At 71.3% G+C, this 15,983-nt stretch carries 16 protein-coding genes; 7 read left to right on the top strand and 9 right to left on the bottom strand.

Annotation, left to right across the window (positions count from 1 at the left end; translation table 11 throughout):
• Window positions 1–12 precede the first annotated feature (12 nt).
• Complete coding sequence (locus tag AB0L45_RS13035) at window positions 13–774, top strand: DUF4232 domain-containing protein (RefSeq protein WP_365839105.1); 762 nt, start codon at window positions 13–15, stop codon at window positions 772–774.
• A gap of 113 nt (window positions 775–887) precedes the next feature.
• Window positions 888–1,844, top strand: a complete 957-nt coding sequence (bla, locus tag AB0L45_RS13030) for a class A beta-lactamase (RefSeq protein WP_365839103.1) — start codon at window positions 888–890, stop codon at window positions 1,842–1,844.
• A gap of 50 nt (window positions 1,845–1,894) precedes the next feature.
• Here the strand turns inward: bla and AB0L45_RS13025 are convergent, their stop codons facing one another.
• Window positions 1,895–2,095, bottom strand: coding sequence for a hypothetical protein (locus AB0L45_RS13025; RefSeq protein WP_365839101.1), 201 nt, complete (start codon window positions 2,093–2,095; stop codon window positions 1,895–1,897).
• Between the two features lie 118 nt (window positions 2,096–2,213).
• Between AB0L45_RS13025 and AB0L45_RS13020 the strand changes: the two genes are divergently transcribed.
• From AB0L45_RS13020 to AB0L45_RS13000, 5 genes are all read left to right on the top strand, one after another.
• The gene (locus AB0L45_RS13020) at window positions 2,214–2,948 is read left to right on the top strand and encodes a DUF4328 domain-containing protein (protein WP_365839099.1); all 735 of its coding nucleotides are present in this window, start codon (window positions 2,214–2,216) and stop codon (window positions 2,946–2,948) included.
• A gap of 95 nt (window positions 2,949–3,043) precedes the next feature.
• Window positions 3,044–4,321 carry an MFS transporter gene (locus tag AB0L45_RS13015; RefSeq protein WP_365839097.1) on the top strand — a complete coding sequence of 426 codons (1,278 nt, stop codon included), beginning with the start codon at window positions 3,044–3,046 and terminating at the stop codon, window positions 4,319–4,321.
• A 478-nt stretch (window positions 4,322–4,799) separates the two neighbouring features.
• Window positions 4,800–5,651 (top strand): Scr1 family TA system antitoxin-like transcriptional regulator, encoded by an 852-nt coding sequence (locus AB0L45_RS13010; RefSeq protein WP_365839095.1) that lies wholly within the window; start codon window positions 4,800–4,802, stop codon window positions 5,649–5,651.
• Window positions 5,652–5,661: 10 nt separating this feature from the next.
• Entirely contained in the window at window positions 5,662–5,871 is a 210-nt protein-coding gene (locus tag AB0L45_RS13005; protein WP_365839093.1) for a DUF397 domain-containing protein, read from the top strand.
• A gap of 17 nt (window positions 5,872–5,888) precedes the next feature.
• Complete coding sequence (locus AB0L45_RS13000; protein ID WP_365839091.1) at window positions 5,889–6,086, top strand: DUF397 domain-containing protein; 198 nt, start codon at window positions 5,889–5,891, stop codon at window positions 6,084–6,086.
• Between the two features lie 230 nt (window positions 6,087–6,316).
• Here AB0L45_RS13000 and AB0L45_RS12995 read toward each other — a convergent pair whose 3' ends face one another.
• The 8 genes from AB0L45_RS12995 to AB0L45_RS12960 form a co-directional block, all read right to left on the bottom strand.
• A complete protein-coding gene (locus tag AB0L45_RS12995) occupies window positions 6,317–7,078 on the bottom strand; it encodes a VWA domain-containing protein (protein WP_365839089.1) in 762 nt (253 codons plus the stop codon).
• A gap of 316 nt (window positions 7,079–7,394) precedes the next feature.
• Window positions 7,395–8,207 carry a serine protease gene (locus tag AB0L45_RS12990; RefSeq protein ID WP_365839087.1) on the bottom strand — a complete coding sequence of 271 codons (813 nt, stop codon included), beginning with the start codon at window positions 8,205–8,207 and terminating at the stop codon, window positions 7,395–7,397.
• Between the two features lie 353 nt (window positions 8,208–8,560).
• Window positions 8,561–9,373, bottom strand: a complete 813-nt coding sequence (locus tag AB0L45_RS12985) for a serine protease (RefSeq protein WP_365839085.1) — start codon at window positions 9,371–9,373, stop codon at window positions 8,561–8,563.
• Between the two features lie 460 nt (window positions 9,374–9,833).
• Window positions 9,834–10,778, bottom strand: coding sequence for a hypothetical protein (locus AB0L45_RS12980; RefSeq protein ID WP_365839083.1), 945 nt, complete (start codon window positions 10,776–10,778; stop codon window positions 9,834–9,836).
• A gap of 101 nt (window positions 10,779–10,879) precedes the next feature.
• Complete coding sequence (gene hemB / locus AB0L45_RS12975; protein ID WP_365839081.1) at window positions 10,880–11,875, bottom strand: porphobilinogen synthase; 996 nt, start codon at window positions 11,873–11,875, stop codon at window positions 10,880–10,882.
• The gene (locus AB0L45_RS12970) at window positions 11,872–13,521 is read right to left on the bottom strand and encodes a bifunctional uroporphyrinogen-III C-methyltransferase/uroporphyrinogen-III synthase (protein ID WP_365839079.1); all 1,650 of its coding nucleotides are present in this window, start codon (window positions 13,519–13,521) and stop codon (window positions 11,872–11,874) included. The genes hemB and AB0L45_RS12970 overlap by 4 nt, the downstream gene beginning before the upstream one ends.
• Window positions 13,518–14,495 carry a hydroxymethylbilane synthase gene (gene hemC, locus AB0L45_RS12965; protein WP_365839077.1) on the bottom strand — a complete coding sequence of 326 codons (978 nt, stop codon included), beginning with the start codon at window positions 14,493–14,495 and terminating at the stop codon, window positions 13,518–13,520. Before hemC ends, AB0L45_RS12970 begins: the two co-directional genes overlap by 4 nt.
• Entirely contained in the window at window positions 14,492–15,931 is a 1,440-nt protein-coding gene (locus tag AB0L45_RS12960; RefSeq protein ID WP_365839075.1) for a glutamyl-tRNA reductase, read from the bottom strand. Before AB0L45_RS12960 ends, hemC begins: the two co-directional genes overlap by 4 nt.
• Between the last annotated feature and the right edge of the window lie 52 nt (window positions 15,932–15,983).

The following is a 15,983-nucleotide window of genomic DNA, read 5'->3' as shown; positions in this document are numbered from 1 at the left end:
GGAGCACCACCCATGCGTTCGCGCCTCTTCACCACTCGTACCGCCCGCGTCGCCGCCTCCGCCGCGGCCGTCGCCGCCGCCCTCTCGCTGACCGCGTGCGGCGGTGCCGAGGACGGCAAGAAGGCCGCCGGCGCCGACCGGCCCGCGGCCTCGGCCGGCCCGGACTCCCCGTCCGGTTCCGACACCGGCTCCGGCTCCGGTTCCGGTTCCGGCTCCGCGGCGGGCTCGGACGGTACGGGCGGTACGGGCCCGTCGGCCAAGTCCCCCTCGGGCGGCGACGCTCAGGGCAGCCGCGGCTCGCACGCGTCCCCCACCAAGGCCGGCACCGGCGGCAAGCACGGCACCACGCCGGGCGGGACGTCCACCACCTGCACCGCGGCCAACACCAAGGTGACCGTCTCCAAGCTCAGCCGCCCCATCAACCACCTCCTCCTCACCATCACCAACACCGGCTCGGTCCGGTGCGACGCCTACCACTACCCGGCCCTCCGCTTCGACGACGCCCAGGCGTCCACCGCGGTGCGGCCGGACAGCAAGCCGCAGGCCGTGGTGTCCGTCGAGCCGGGCCGGTCCGCGTACGCGGCCGTGCGCACGTCGGACGCCACCGGGGAGGCAAGCGGCGGGAAGACGGCGCACAGCCTGGAGGTGTTCTTCGCGCACCGGGACGGCAGCTACGCCGAACGCCCGGCCCGGCCCGCGCTCCCGAAGGGCACGTACATCGACGACTCCGCCCAGGTCACGTACTGGCAGAGCGAACTGGACGACGCCCTCTAGGACGGGCGGCGCGGCGCTCCCGCACCCGCTCCGCCGGACGTGTGCAACCAACCCTCCAGCCCCGGCGTCCCCACCAGCAACAGCCAACCGGGGGACTGGGGAAAGGACTCACCATGCGCAAGCCCACGCCGTCACCCACCCGGCGCTCCGTGCTCGGCGCCGGCCTCGGCCTCGGTGGCGCGTTCGCGCTCGGCACCACGACGGCGTACGCGTCCCCGGCCACCACCGCGCACCCCGCCACCACCGCGCAGCCGGCCGCCACCCGCCGCCTGCGCGACCTGGAGCGCGAGCACCAGGCCCGGATCGGCGTCTTCGCGCTCAACCTCGCCACCGGCGCGACCCTGCTCCACCGCGCCCACGAACGGTTCCCGATCTGCTCGGTCTTCAAGACGCTCGCCGTCGCGGCCGTACTGCGCGACCTCGACCACGACGGCACCCAGCTCTCCCGCGTCATCCACTACACCGAGGCCGACGTGGCGAAGGCCGGTCATGTGCCCGTCACCTCCCGGCACATCGCCTACGGCATGTCCGTACGGGACCTGTGTGACGCGACGATCCGGTTCAGCGACAACTGCGCGGCCAACCTCCTCCTGCGTGAGCTGGGCGGCCCGACCGCCGTCACCCGCTTCTGCCGCTCCCTCGGCGACCCGGTGACCCGCCTCGACCGCTGGGAGCCGGAGCTGAACTCCGCCGAGCCCGGCCGCCGTACGGACACCACCTCCCCGTACGCCATCGCCCGCACCTACCGCCGGCTCGTCCTCGGCAGTGCCCTCGGCCGCCCGGACCGGACGCTGCTGACCGACTGGCTGCTGGGCAACACCACCAGCGTGGAACGTTTCCGCGCGGGGCTGCCGAAGAGCTGGAAGGTGGCGGACAAGTCCGGCGGCGGCAGCACGTACGGGACGAGCAACGACGTGGCCATCGCCTGGACCCCCGACGGCGCCCCGGTCGTCCTCGCCGCCTTCACCCACAAGCCGACGCTCCCGACCGCCTCGGGCGACACCCCGTTGATCATCAAGACCGCCGCAGTGCTGGCCGAGGCGGTCGGACGGGCCCCCTCGGCCGCCTGAGCACCCCTCAGGGCCAGTACGCCTGGCCCTGACCCGGCCGCCCTCCGACCTCACCAGTCCAGCTTCCGGCCGCACTTGCCGTGCGCGGTACCGATGATCCGCGACGAATGCTTGCCGGTGATCCCGAGTTCCCGCTTGGTCTTGAGTGCCTGGTCCACGAAGGCCTGCCCACGGGCGACGCAGAGCGCGTTGCCCGTGAGCGACGAGCACCTCGTCGCCGTACATGAGTGAACCGAGAGATTGTCCTCCATGTCCGGCGTACTCCACGACTGACGTGTCACTCATTTGCCGGGACACCGGGCGTCCCGTAAATTCCTCTCCTCCCGCCCCAAGGGCGGGCATTTGCATGCTCAGGGGAGTTGTTCTGCCATGTCCCATATATCCGCCGGTCCGCCGCTCCACGGTGTCCCGCCGTACGACGGTTTCCCGCCCACCGGCGGCCCGGCGCTCCAGCCGACCAAGGGCCTCGCCACCGCCCTCACCACGCTGCTGTACCTCGTCATCGCCGCCGACCTCTTCGCCCTCGGCGCCGACCTCTTCCTGCGCGCGCTGCTGGACAACCTGGCGACCGCCACCGGACAGGACGCCGAACGGGCCGACGCACTGTACGCAGTGGCCGCCTACCTCCAGGGCGCCCTCCTGATCCCCACCGCCGTCGTCTTCATCGTCTGGTTCCACCGCTCCCGGGTGAACGCCGAGCACTACACCCGGGACGTGTGCACCCTGGGCCGCGGCTGGGCGATCGGCTCCTGGTTCGTACCGATCGGCAACCTGTGGCTGCCGTTCCGCGTCGCCAAGGAGACCTGGCAGGCCAGCGTCCAGTCGGCGCCCGACGGTTCCCCGCGTACGGTCTCCACCGCGCTGGTGCGGGCCTGGTGGACGCTGTGGGTCCTCACCATCATCGTCAGCCGCGTCGGCAGCACCCTCCACAAGAGGGCCGAACTGCCGGACGCCATCCGGCAGGCCGTGTCGGTCGTCGCGCTCTCCGACCTCCTGGACATCGCCGCCGCCGTGCTCGCCGTCCTCTTCGTCCGCAAGCTGACCCGGATGCAGCAGATTCCGGCCGTGCCGTACGCAGCACCCCACCCCGCCACGCAGCCCTGACCCCGGCCGGGCCCCCGGTACGCGCACCCGAGGCAAGGCGCCCCGTGGCGGGCGCCTTGACCTTCACATCGGTGTCAACACCTACGGTCCCGCGCATGTCCCCCAGCCCCGGGCGGCCCCGCCCCACCCCCCGACTCCTTCTCCTCTCCCTCCTCGTCTTCATCATCGGCACCATCGAGTTCCTGCCGGTCGGCCTGCTCCCGGACATCAGCCGGGACCTGCGCGTCGACCCGTCCCGTACGGGGCTGCTCGTCACGGTCTACGCCTTCACCGTCGGCCTGACCGCGGCCCCGCTCACCGCCCGCACCTCCGCCTGGCCCCGCAAGCGCCTCTTCCTGACCACGTGCGCCGTCTTCATGGGCGCCACCGCGCTCTCCGGGCTCTCCCCCACCTACGCGTCCCTCGCCGCCACCCGCCTCCTCTGCGGCCTGGCCCACGGCATCTTCTACGCGATCGTCGCCGGGTACGCGGCGGCCATCGCCGGGCCGGGCCGCTCGGGCCGCGCCACCGCGATCGTCTTCGCGGGCGTGTCCCTGGCCTTCGTCGTCGGAGTCCCGCTCGGTACGACGGTGGGTACGGCCTTCGGCTGGCGCACCGCGTTCCTCGCCACCGCCGCACTGGGCCTGGTCGCGCTGCTCGCCGCCGCGCGCCTGCTCCCCCAGGTCCCGCCCGGTCCGCCCCTACGGGTGTCCGACCTCCCCCGGGTGGCCCGCACCCCCGGCCTGGGGCGGGTCGTCCTGACCACCGGCCTGGTCATCCTCGGCCACTTCACGCTCTACACCTACGTGACCGAGTACCTCCACGACGCCGCCGGCATCACCCCCGCCTCCGTCAGCGCCGTACTCCTCCTCTTCGGCCTGGCCGGTCTCGCGGGCACCCTGCTGAGCGGCCGCCTCGTCGACACCCGCCCCCGAGCCGCCCTCCTCGGCACGCTCGCCCTGATGGCCGTCTCCCTCACCACCCTGGGTGCGGCACCCTCGAACCCGCCGCTCCTCCACCTCTCCATCGCCACCTGGGGAATGGCCTGCACCGCCCTCCCCGTCTGCTTCCAGACCGCCGTCCTGCGTACGGCCCCTGACACCCCCGACGCGGCCTCGTCCCTCTACGTAGCCGCCTTCAACACCGGCATCGGCGGCGGCGCACTGACCGGTGCCCTCCTCCTGACGACCGCCCCACCCGCAACGCTCCCCTGGGCCGCCCTGACCCTCCTCCTCGCAGGAACGGCGATCCCCCTCCTCACCCGCCCCCGCCCTCACACCCACCCCTCAACGGACACTGCTCCCCCAACTCGAACCACATCACCTTGCCCCCACCCGCCCCCAACGCCCCCGACCCGTACGCGAACCCGCCATAACTCTCCGCACACAACCTGACCAGCCCCAGCCCCCGCCCGGCCTCCGCCGCCGGCCCGGACACCGCGGCCACGCCGAAGACCGGCAACTCCGGATTCCCGTCCCACACGCTGACGCGCAGCCGCGCCCCGATCCGCTTCACCCGCACGTTCGCGGGGCCCTTCGCATACCGGTACGAGTTGGCAATCAACTCCGCCGCCAACAGCTCCGCCCCGTCCACCAGTTCCGTCTCCCCGTGCTCCTCCAACACCAGCCGCACCACCCGCCGCGCGACACGCGGAGCACGGGGATGGTCGGACATCTCGAACGCGTACTCCCAGTCACCGGACATGCGAAGCCTCCGTCGTGGATGCGCAGTTGACTCACGCGGAGCGTGAGTGGCATGCGCCACACCGTACGCGCTTCAGGAGGACCGGTGCTACACAATCGGTAGTCCTGGTGCGACTAGACGCTTATGGGTGACCACGGCAGACTGTGCGCCAGCGAGGAGAGAGGGACCATGCCACCCAGGAGCACCCCCACCACGCGGCAGCGCCGTCTGGGCGTCGAGCTGCGCAAACTCCGCGAGCAGGCCGGGCTGTCGGCCAGCGAGGCCGCAGCCCGGCTCAGCACGGAGCGCACAAAGATCAGCAACATCGAGACCGGACGCTTCGGCCTCAGTGCAGAACGGCTGCGCACCATCACGCATCGCTACGCGTGTACGGACCAAGCGCTGATCGACGCCCTCGTCGGCATGACAGGCGAGCGCAAACGGGGCTGGTGGCAGGAGTACCGGGAAATCCTCCCGCTCGGCCTACTGGACATCGCCGAGCTGGAGCACCACGCGGTCGAGTTGCGTACGGCACAGACGGCAACGCTGCCGGGCCTGCTACAGACGGCCGACCACGCCCGGGCCACGTTTGAGCAGGTCATCCCGCCACTGCCGCCTCCAGAGGTCGAGCACCGCGTATCGCACCGCATCAAACGCCAGGCGATCCTGTTCGGGGAAGCCGGGACGCCGTACACCGCAGTCATCCACGAGGCGGCTCTGCGGATGCAGTTCGGCGGGGTGACGGCAGCGCGTCGCCAGCTCCGATACATCGCCGAAATGAGCGAGCGCGACAACATCACCGTGCTGGTCATCCCCTTTTCCGCCGGCGCCTACCCGGGCGGCGGCCAGACGATCCTCTACGCCACCGGCCCGACACCCCAGCTGGACACGGCCCAGATCGACCAGGCACACGGCCCCGTGTTCATCGACGCAGCAGCACAACTGGCCCGGTACCGCGCCATCTTGGACCGGCACGAAGCCGTTGCCCTCAAACCGGCCGAGTCCCGGGATTTCATCCTCACCATCGCGCGAGAGCTCTGAGAGGCCACCTATGTCCACGTACGACTGGCAGACATCCTCCTACTGCGGCACAGGGAACAACTGCCTGGCCATCGCCACCAGTCCCGATGGCTCCGCCTGCCTCCGCGAGAGTGAAACCCCGGACGCGATCCTCACCACCAGCCGCCCGCAGCTCAGCTCGCTCATACGCGCCATCAAGGCAGGGAACATCACCAGCACCCGAACGCGAAACGCATACTGACGAACGGAGCCCCGAACATGCCTCCGGTCCGCCGGCAGAAGTCGTCCTACTGCGCAGACTCCAGCAACTGCCTGTGTCTCGTCCCCACCCCCGACAACACCATACGCATCCGTGAAAGCGAGGACCCGCACACGGTGGTCAGGGCCACGCAGACCCAACTCGGCTCTCTCATAGGCGCGATCAAGGCAGGGATACTCACCAGCACTCGGACGTGAAAAGGGCCGAGAGTGCTCTCGATCCACTGGCCGGCGTCTACCTACTGCAGCGAGTCGAACAACTGCCTCGCCCTGGCGTCAGCTGCCGTCGGCACCCTCCTCTTGTGAGAGAGTCGAGCCCCGAACGCCGCCCTTGCAGTGAGCCGGACAGTCCTCGGCTCCTTCATGCACGCCGTACAGTCGGGCATTCTTGCAGCTCTTGACCCCACGCCCCGAACGGCAACTCCCCGTCAGCGCAGAATGCCCGCAGCGCGTGCGGCACGGAGCCACAGGGGAAACTCGCTCATGAGTGATGCGTAAATCTTCGCGTCCGGCACTTCCCGAGGGGTCGGACCGGCCGGAAAGAAGCCCGCGTTGTCCACGATCCGCTTGGCGGGGACCGGAAGATCGTCGAGCTTGCGAAGAAAATCGAATTGCTTGCTGTCAGGGTCGCCGAAGCCGATGAACTGCCAGAAGATCGGCAAACGGGCAGCGGTGCACAGCACGTGCTCGGCGGCCGTACGCGACGTGGGCCCACCGTCAGTCTGGAATATCACCAGCGCGGGGTCAGCGGCCCCCGAGGCCGTGTAATGATCAATGACGGCCTGCATGGCCAGGTGGTAGTTGGTCCGCCCCATGGCCCCGTAGCCGCTGTGGAGCTCATTGATGCGCCCCTCGTACGCATCCAGCTTGACCTCGGAGACGCCGTCGACCTCGGTGGAGAAGAAGACGACGGGAACGGTGCCGTCATCGTCAAGGTGCGCTGAAAGCCCCAGGACCTGCTCGGCCAGGTACTGCGCAGTCCCGTCCTTGTAGTGCGCATTCATACTGCGGGAACGATCAAGTATGAGGTACACCGCGGCGCGCTGACCGGAGAGACCGGACTTCTCCAGCGAGACCTGCGCCGCCTTGTACAGGTTGACGAGCCTCGGAGCCGCCGACTGCACCTTTTCCAAGCTGATGGCCGACGCTCCGGGGGCATGGCGTGGGGGCTTGGTGTAATCGATGGCCATATCGGTCTCCCCGCACAGTCCAGTCGCATTCGGTATATGGACGTACAGTACGCCGCATTGCCCCCAGGGGGCGGCCGGATTACCCGTCTCGTTGGTCCTCCGCCTACCCAACGGTGGCGACTTTCGGAACTCCGCTCTCACCGGGCACTGGCTCGGTCCGCACTCCAGCCCCCTGCGTTCATCGGGGCGTTCTTGTAGAAGTTCGTGCAGTCCCGAAGCGCCATGTACCCCCAGACCTGGGCAGTGGTGGAAGGGAGTTCACCACACGGCGGCGCCCCGGACCATGCGGCCCGGGGCGCGTCCGCTCAGCCGACCGTCAGTGCGCCGTCAGCTTGTTGGCGGCCTTCTCGATCTGGGCGGAGAAGGCGCTCACCTTCGTGTAGACGCCGGGCTTGCCGGGCCGCGCGCAGCCCTCGCCCCAGCTGGTGATGCCGACCTGGACCCAGTCGCCGTCCTCGTCGCGGCGGAACATCGGGCCGCCGGAGTCGCCCTGGCAGGTGTCGACGCCGCCCTCCGCCACGAAGCCGGCGCACAGCTCCTCGCCGGGGGTCAGCAGGTCGCCGTACGCCTGCTTGCAGGTGGTCATGTTCACGAACGGGACCTTGGCCTTGCGCAGGTAGCGCTGCTGCGCGCCGCCCTCGCGGCTGGCGCCCCAGCCGGTGATGGTGAACTGGCCGCGGTCGAAGTTGTCGTCCTCCGCGAGATGCAGCGTCTCCTGGTTCTTGATCGGCGTGGCCAGCTTGATCAGCGCCCAGTCCTTGCCCTTGCCGTCGTAGCCGGGTGCCTGCGCGACCTCGGTGGACTTCACCTTGATCGCCTTGGGGTTCTGGAGGTCCACGACGCCCGCGGTGACGGTGATGCTGGTGTCGGGGCCGCTGCCGTCGACGCAGTGCGCGGCGGTCAGGACGACGTCCTCGCGGATGAGGGAGCCACCGCAGCCCATCGAGAGCCGGACCATGAACGGGAACTCGCCCTGCTTGGCGGGCGGTCCGCCGATGATCTGCTGGCCGGGGGTCGGCGTCGGGGCCGGCGCTGCGGTCGCGCCGCCCGCCGACTGGAGTGCGACCGCCGCCGCCACGGCGGCGCCAACGGCTATGGATCTCTTGACACATCTCGCGGAGCGCTTCAAGGACTTTCCTCTCGCGTCGGAGGCACTTCGGTGTCCAGCGCTCCAGTCGCCGCCGCGCGGCACACCGAGGCACCACCGGGCGCGCAGTCCTGCGCCCCAAGTGCCGCCGCGTCACTGGAGTGTTGTGATTATGTGGACGCCCCCAAAGATGCACAAGGTTCTGAAACCGGCCACTTCCCGAGTAGCCGGGTGAGAGAGACGTATCCGCATCTGGGTGGTTCGGACCAATTGGCGTACGGACACGGGAGTTGGCGTACGGGTACGGGCGGGTGACCCGGCGCGACGGCTCGGCACGGCGGCGCGGCACGACAGCCGGTACGCGGCGGACCCCCGCCCGCCCGGACTCGGCGACGTCAGCGCCGCAGCTGGTCCGCCGCCTTGGCGATGGCCTGCGAGAAGGCGCTCACCCGCGTGTAGACGCCCGGTTTGCCGGGCCGCGCGCAGCCGTCGCCCCAGCTGGTGATGCCGACCTGGACCCACGCGCCCGCGTCGTCCTTGCGGAACATCGGGCCGCCGGAGTCACCCTGGCAGGTGTCCACGCCGCCGGTCCGCATGATCCCGGCGCAGATCTCCTCGCCGGGTATGTACGCGCTGCCGTACGCCTGCTTGCAGGTCGCGGTGTCCACGAACGGCACCGTCGCCTTGCGCAGGTAACGCTGCTGCCCGCCGCCCTCCCGGGTGGCGCCCCAGCCGGCCACGACGAAGTCGCCCTGGTCGTAGCGGCCGTCCGTGGTCGTGCGCAGGGTGGGCAGGTTGACGGGACGGGCGAGCTTGATCAGTGCCCAGTCCTTGCCCGAGCCGTTGTAGCCGGGGGCTTGGAGAACTTTGGTGGACCTGACCTTGATCGCGCTGGAGCTCTGGAGGTCCACGACGCCGGCCGTGGCGGTGATGGAGGTGTTGTTGCCGCTGCCGTCGACGCAGTGTGCGGCGGTCAGCACGATGTCCTGGCGGTAGAGCGCGCCACCGCAGCCCATGGACAGCCGCACCATGAACGGGAACTCGCCCTGCGCGGCGGGCACGCCGCCGACGACCTTGGTGCCGGGGGTGCCGCTCGACGGCGTCGGCTCGCCGGCCGCGTTCGCCGCGCCGGGCTGGAGCGACAGGGCCGCGAGGGCGACGGCGCCGAGGGCGACGGATCTCTTCAGGAATTTCGCGGAACGGGTCACCGGACGTCCTTTCCGAGGGGGTTGCGCGGTCTCGGCGGGCACCGGGACCGGATTGATCGGGTCATGCCAAGTTCGCGCGTCCGAGGGGCCCGTTGGAACGGGACGTACGTGGGGGAAGGGGCACCACAGCGCGGCAGAGCGTTGTGATTATGTGGACACTCCGAAGGGGTCACAAGCCACGGAACCGGCCAATCACCACGGGCGGGACGGGCGGGACTGCCGCACCGACCGCACCGGAATCCCACGCCACCCCCACCCGAAACTCACGCCACCCCCGGACCACAGGCCCGGCAGAAAACCAGACGCCCAGTACGCGCCCTTCGACACCGCCGGGAACAAGGCCGGCTCGGTCAGCTTCGACCTGCGCTGTCGTCCGCGTCGCACGGCGGGCCGCGTCGCACGGCGGGCCGGGCCCCCGGCAGGACGCGCCCCCGGCAGGACGCGGCCCCGTACCGGCCGGTCAGGCCGCGTAGTGCACGGTGCCCGTCATGGCCCCCGTCGCGCTGCCGCAGATCTGCCGGTAGCGCGCGGCGAGGCCGGTCACCTTGCCCTCGTCGGTGAAGTACAGGCGGTCCACGGTGAATTCCCCCCGGGCGTTGCCACAGCCCCGCCCGTTGCCGTAGACCTCCATGGTGGCGGCGCCCTCCACGCCGGTGACCTGGTACGTACGCCCGGCGGTCAGCCGCTCGCCCAGCGGCGGCCGGAACACCGCCGTCCAGTACTCCCGCTTGCCCTCGACGCCGAACTCCACGCCGCCGTTGTAGCTGTCCTTCAGGCTGAAGGTGCTGGTGGCGCCGGTGTGCGTCACCGACTTGCCCTGCCCGATCCAGTCGCCGGCCTCGCTCTTGTAGGCGTACGACAGCGGCAGCGCGCGGTACTTGACCGTCCCCTTGAGCGGCTGGGCCGTCGCCGACTCGCAGTTCTGCGTGTACGAGGCGTCGAGCAGCGTGATCGCGCCCGTCGCGTCCGTGGCGATCTGGTGGACGGTGAACTGGCCGTACACCTCGTTGCAGCCGCGGCCGTTGCCGCCGACGTCGAGTCCGGGCGACCGGCCGGTGCGGAACGCGGCCCGCTCGGCGTTGCGGTAGACGCCGGGGCGCAGCTGCTCGCCCTTGGGAGCGGCGAGGTCGATGTCCCACCGCTCCTCGGCGGTGGAGACCTGGACGCGGGCGTACCCGGCGTCGCCCCCCATGGTGATCGTCGCGGCCGGCTCCCGGTACGTACCGGCGCGCCCCTGCCCGATGTAGTCCCCCGCCACGCTGGTGTACGCGTACGAGGTGACCGGCTGCGGCCCGGCCGCCGCGGCCGCCGGTGTGGCCAGCGCCCCGCCGAGTCCGGCCGCCGTACACAGCGCGACGGCGGCGCTCCCGACGGAGCGCCGCCATCTCTTCAGGCGCATCCTCATGTCCTGTGCCCCTCCCTGTAGTGACGTCGCTTTCCCCTTGCCCCTGAAGGGAGTTGGGTACACGCGTGCGACGCGGGAACGGCAGAGGTACGGATGGGGAATCAGAGCTTGCGCGCGACCTCCGTGGCCCAGTACGTCAGGATCATGTCGGCGCCCGCCCGCTTGAACCCGGTCAGGGCCTCCAGGATCGCCGCGTCGCGGTCGATCCAGCCCTTCTCGGCGGCGGCCTCGACCATCGCGTACTCACCGGAGATCTGGTACGCGGCGACCGGCACGTCCACCGCTTCCGCGATCTTCGCCAGCACGTCCAGGTACGGCATGCCCGGCTTGACCATCACCATGTCGGCGCCCTCCTGGAGGTCGAGCGCCAGCTCGCGCAGCGACTCGCGGGAGTTGCCGTAGTCCTGCTGGTACGTCTTGCGGTCGCCCTTGAGGGACGAGCCGACGGCCTCGCGGAACGGGCCGTAGAACGCCGAGGCGTACTTCGCGGTGTACGCGAGGATCGACACGTCCTCGTGGCCCGTCTGGTCCAGCGCGTCACGGATGACGCCGACCTGGCCGTCCATCATGCCGCTCGGGCCCACCACGTGGACGCCCGCGTCCGCCTGGACCTGCGCCATCTCGGCGTAGCGCTCCAGCGTCGCGTCGTTGTCCACCCGGCCCTCGGCGTCCAGGACACCGCAGTGGCCGTGGTCGGTGAACTCGTCCAGGCACAGGTCCGACATGATCACCAGGTCGTCGCCGACCTCGGTACGCACATCGCGGATCGCCTGCTGGAGGATGCCGTCCGGATCCGTGCCGGCCGAGCCGACCCCGTCCTTCTTCGCGTCCTCCGGCACACCGAACAGCATGATCCCGGCGACGCCCGCCTCGACCGCCTCCACGGCGGCCTTCCGCAGCGTGTCACGGGTGTGCTGCACGACGCCCGGCATCGCACCGATCGGCACCGGCTCCGAGATCCCCTCCCGCACGAACGCGGGCAGGACCAGGTCCGCCGGGTGCAGGCGGTGTTCGGCGACCATCCGGCGCATGGCCGGCGTGGTGCGCAGCCGGCGCGGCCGGGCGCCGGGGAAGTTGCCGTACGTACTGCTGCTCAACTGCGAGCCCTCCTACGCGATCCGGGCCGGCGCTCGCTGGGGCGGGTGACCGGGTCACCGGCCTCCAGCGCGGCATCGCGCCGCGCCGCCCCGAAGTCCGCGAGCGCTTCGGCCAGCTTGTGCACCGAGGGCTCGGGCGACATGACGTCCACGCGCAGCCCGTGCTCCTCGGCGGTCTTGGCGGTGGCCGGGCCGATACAGGCGATCACGGTCACGTTGTGCGGCTTGCCGGCGATGCCGACCAGGTTGCGCACCGTCGAGGACGAGGTGAACAGCACGGCGTCGAAACCGCCGCCCTTGATCGCCTCGCGGGTCTCCTGCGGCGGCGGCGAAGCCCGTACGGTCCGGTAGGCCGTGACGTCGTCGACCTCCCAGCCCAGCTCGATCAGGCCCGCCACCAGCGTCTCGGTGGCGATGTCGGCGCGCGGCAGGAACACCCGGTCGATCGGGTCGAAGACCGGGTCGTACGGCGGCCAGTCCTCCAGCAGCCCGGCCGCGGACTGCTCGCCGGACGGCACGAGGTCGGGCTTCACGCCGAAGGCGACCAGCGCCTTCGCGGTCTGCTCGCCCACCGCCGCGACCTTGATCCCGGCGAACGCGCGGGCGTCCAGCCCGTACTCCTCGAACTTCTCCCGGACCGCCTTGACGGCGTTGACCGAGGTGAAGGCGATCCACTCGTAGCGGCCGGTGACCAGGCCCTTGACCGCGCGCTCCATCTGCTGCGGGGTGCGCGGCGGCTCCACGGCGATGGTCGGCACCTCGTGCGGCACCGCGCCGTACTCGACGAGCTGGTCGGAGAGCGAAGCGGCCTGCTCCTTGGTCCGCGGTACGAGGACCCGCCAGCCGAACAGCGGCTTGTTCTCGAACCAGGACAGCCGGTCGCGCTGAGCCGCGGCACCGCGCTCACCGACCACGGCTATGACCGGCTGCCCACCGTCCGCCGACGGCAGCACCTTCGCGGCCTTCAGCACCTGCGCCACCGAGCCGAGCGTCGCGTTCCAGGTGCGCTGGCGCGTCGTCGTACCGGCGACGGTGACCGTCATCGGCGTGTCGGGCTTGCGGCCCGCGGAGACCAGCTCACCGGCCGCGGCGGCCACCGAGTCCAGCGAGGTGGACACCACGGCGGTCGCGTCGCTGCTGCCCACCTCCGACCAGCAGCGCTCGCCGGCGGTCCGGGCGTCGATGAAACGCACGTCCGTACCGTCCGCGTCGCGCAGCGGCACACCCGCGTACGCGGGCACACCGACCGCGGCGGCGATGCCCGGCACGACCTCGAAGACGACGCCCTCCGAGGCACACGCCAGCATCTCCTCGGCGACGTGCGCGTCCAGTCCGGGGTCACCGGACACCGCACGCACCACCCGCTTGCCGGTGCGCACAGCCGACATGACAAGATTGGTGGTGTCCCTAAGAGCGGGGACACCGGCGGTGGTTGACGCCTCGTCAGCCGTCGGCTGCTGCGGCGTGTCCACATGCGGCCGCGCATGCGCGCGGACGACATCGAGCACCTGCGGGTCGGCGATCAGCACGTCGGCGCGCGCCAGTGCCTCGACGGCACGCAGCGTCAGCAGGCCCGGATCTCCGGGACCGGCGCCGATGAAGGTGACCTGACCGGCGGCAGGGTGGTTCGGGGCGGTGGGGTTCAAAGTGCTCGCTCCCCCATAAGACCGGCCGCACCCTTCGCGAGCATCTCGGCAGCGAGTTCGCGCCCCATGTTCACGGGGGCGTCCGCGTCGCCGAGAGAGGCGGGTACGTGTCCGGTGGTGGACAGCTGCACCAGCGTCGAGCCGTCGGTCGTGCCGACGACGCCACGCAGGCGCAATTCGGTGACAGCCTGCCCGTCGGCCTGCAGGTCGGCCAACGCACCCACAGGTGCGGAGCAGCCGGCCTCCAGGGCGGCGAGCAGGGAACGCTCGGCGGTCACGGCGGCCCGGGTGAACGGGTCGTCGAGCTCGGCGAGCTGGGCGGCGAGCTGCGCGTTGTGCGCGGCGCACTCCACCGCCAGGGCCCCCTGGCCGGGGGCGGGCAAAACCAGGTCGGGCGACAGGTGCTCCGTCGCCTCCTCGATCCGGCCGATGCGGGACAGCCCGGCCGCGGCCAGCACGACCGCGTCCAGCTCGCCCTTCTCGACGTAACCGATACGGGTGTCGATGTTCCCGCGGATCGGTACGGTCTCCACCCGCCGGCCCAGCGAACGCGCCCAGGCGTTCAGCTGTGCCATGCGGCGCGGCGACCCCGTACCCACGCGGGCACCGTCCGGCAGCTCCTCGAAGGTCAGACCGTCCCGGGCCACCAGTACGTCGCGCGGGTCCTCGCGCAGCGGTACGGCGGCCAGCGCGAGGTCCTCGGGCTGCGCGGTCGGCAGGTCCTTGAGGGAGTGCACGGCGAAGTCGATCGTCCCGTCGAGCAGCGCGTCGCGCAGCGCGGAGACGAACACACCGGTCCCGCCGATCTGCGCCAGGTGCTCGCGCGAAGTGTCGCCGTACGTGGTGATCTCCACCAGTTCGACGGGGCGGCCGGTCAGCTCGCGCACCGCCTCGGCGACCATGCCGGACTGGGCCATGGCGAGCTTGCTGCGCCGCGTCCCCAGCCGCAGGGCCCGTGGATTGCTGTCGGTCATGCCCGCTCCCGTGCTGTGTGCGAGCCGTCGGCCCGCGTGTCGGCCCGGCTGACGGCGGCCACCGTCTGCGGGTCGAGATCGAAGAGTTCACGCAGCGCGTCCGCGTATCCGGCGCCGCCGGGTTCGCTGGCCAGCTGCTTGACCCGCACGGTGGGCGCGTGCAGGAGTTTGTCGACGACCCGGCGCACGGTCTGGGTGATCTCCGCGCGCTGCTTGTCGTCAAGGTCGGGGAGGCGGCCGTCCAGCCGCGCGATCTCGCTCGCCACCACGTCCGCCGCCATGGTGCGCAGCGCGACCACGGTCGGCGTGATGTGCGCGGCCCGCTGCGCGGCGCCGAACGCGGCCACCTCGTCGGAGACGATGCCGCGCACCCGGTCCACGTCGGCCGCCATCGGAGCGTCCGCGGACGCGTCGGCGAGGGACTCGATGTCGACGAGGCGCACGCCCTCGGTCCGGTGCGCGGCGGCGTCGATGTCGCGCGGCATGGCGAGGTCGAGCAGCGCCAGCTCGGGGGCGGGCGCGACGGTGCTGCCGGCGCCCCCCGCCGTGCCGGTGAGGCCGTCGGCGGCCGCGGTCCGGGCGGCCCGCGTCTCCGCGGCCGTCTCGATCGCCCCGCCGGTCAGGACCAGGCCGGTGGCGCCCGTACAGGACACCACCACGTCGGCCAGGGCCAGCTCGGACTGTACGGCGGTCATCGCGACGGCGCGGGCGGTCAGCCCGTTCAGCGCGCCCGCCGAACCCGGCTCGGTCAGGATCTGCGTCAGCCGCTCGGCGCGCTCCACCGTACGGTTGGCGACCACCAGCTCGCCGACTCCCGCCCGTACGAGCGTGGTGGCGGCCAGCGAGGACATCGAACCGGCGCCGATGACCAGGGCGCGCCTGCCCCGGGCCCACTCGGCGACGTCGGCACCGCCGGCCAGCTGCTCCAGACCGAAGGTGACCAGCGACTGGCCCGCCTTGTCGATCCCGGTCTCACTGTGGGCGCGCTTGCCGACCCGCAGCGCCTGCTGGAAGAGGTCGTTGAGCAGGCGGCCCGCGGTGTGCTGCTCCTGCGCGACGGCGAGGGCGTCCTTGATCTGGCCGAGGATCTGGCCCTCGCCCACGACCATCGAGTCCAGGCCGCAGGCCACCGAGAAGAGGTGGTGGACGGCCCGGTCCTCGTAGTGCACGTACAGGTAAGGGGTCAGCTCGTCCAGGCCCGCGCCGCTGTGCCGGGCCAGCAGGGTGGACAGCTCGGCGACACCGGCGTGGAACTTGTCCACGTCGGCGTACAGCTCGATGCGGTTGCAGGTCGAGAGCACCGCGGCCTCGGCGGCCGGCTCGGCCGACACCGTGTCCTGGAGCAGCTTGCCGCGCGCCTCGGGGGCGATGGCGGCGTGCTCCAGGGCGCTCACGGGGGCACTGCGGTGGCTGAGCCCTACGACAAGGAGGCTCATGCTTTTACCTCGCTACGCGGGGCACAGCCTTCGCCTGTGACGCACCTTTTGT

The organism is Streptomyces sp. NPDC052496 (assembly GCF_040679095.1).
In the GTDB taxonomy this organism is placed as follows: domain Bacteria; phylum Actinomycetota; class Actinomycetes; order Streptomycetales; family Streptomycetaceae; genus Streptomyces.
The sequence above is the reverse complement of the archived record's forward strand: the minus strand, read 5'-3'. Positions and strand labels throughout refer to the sequence as shown.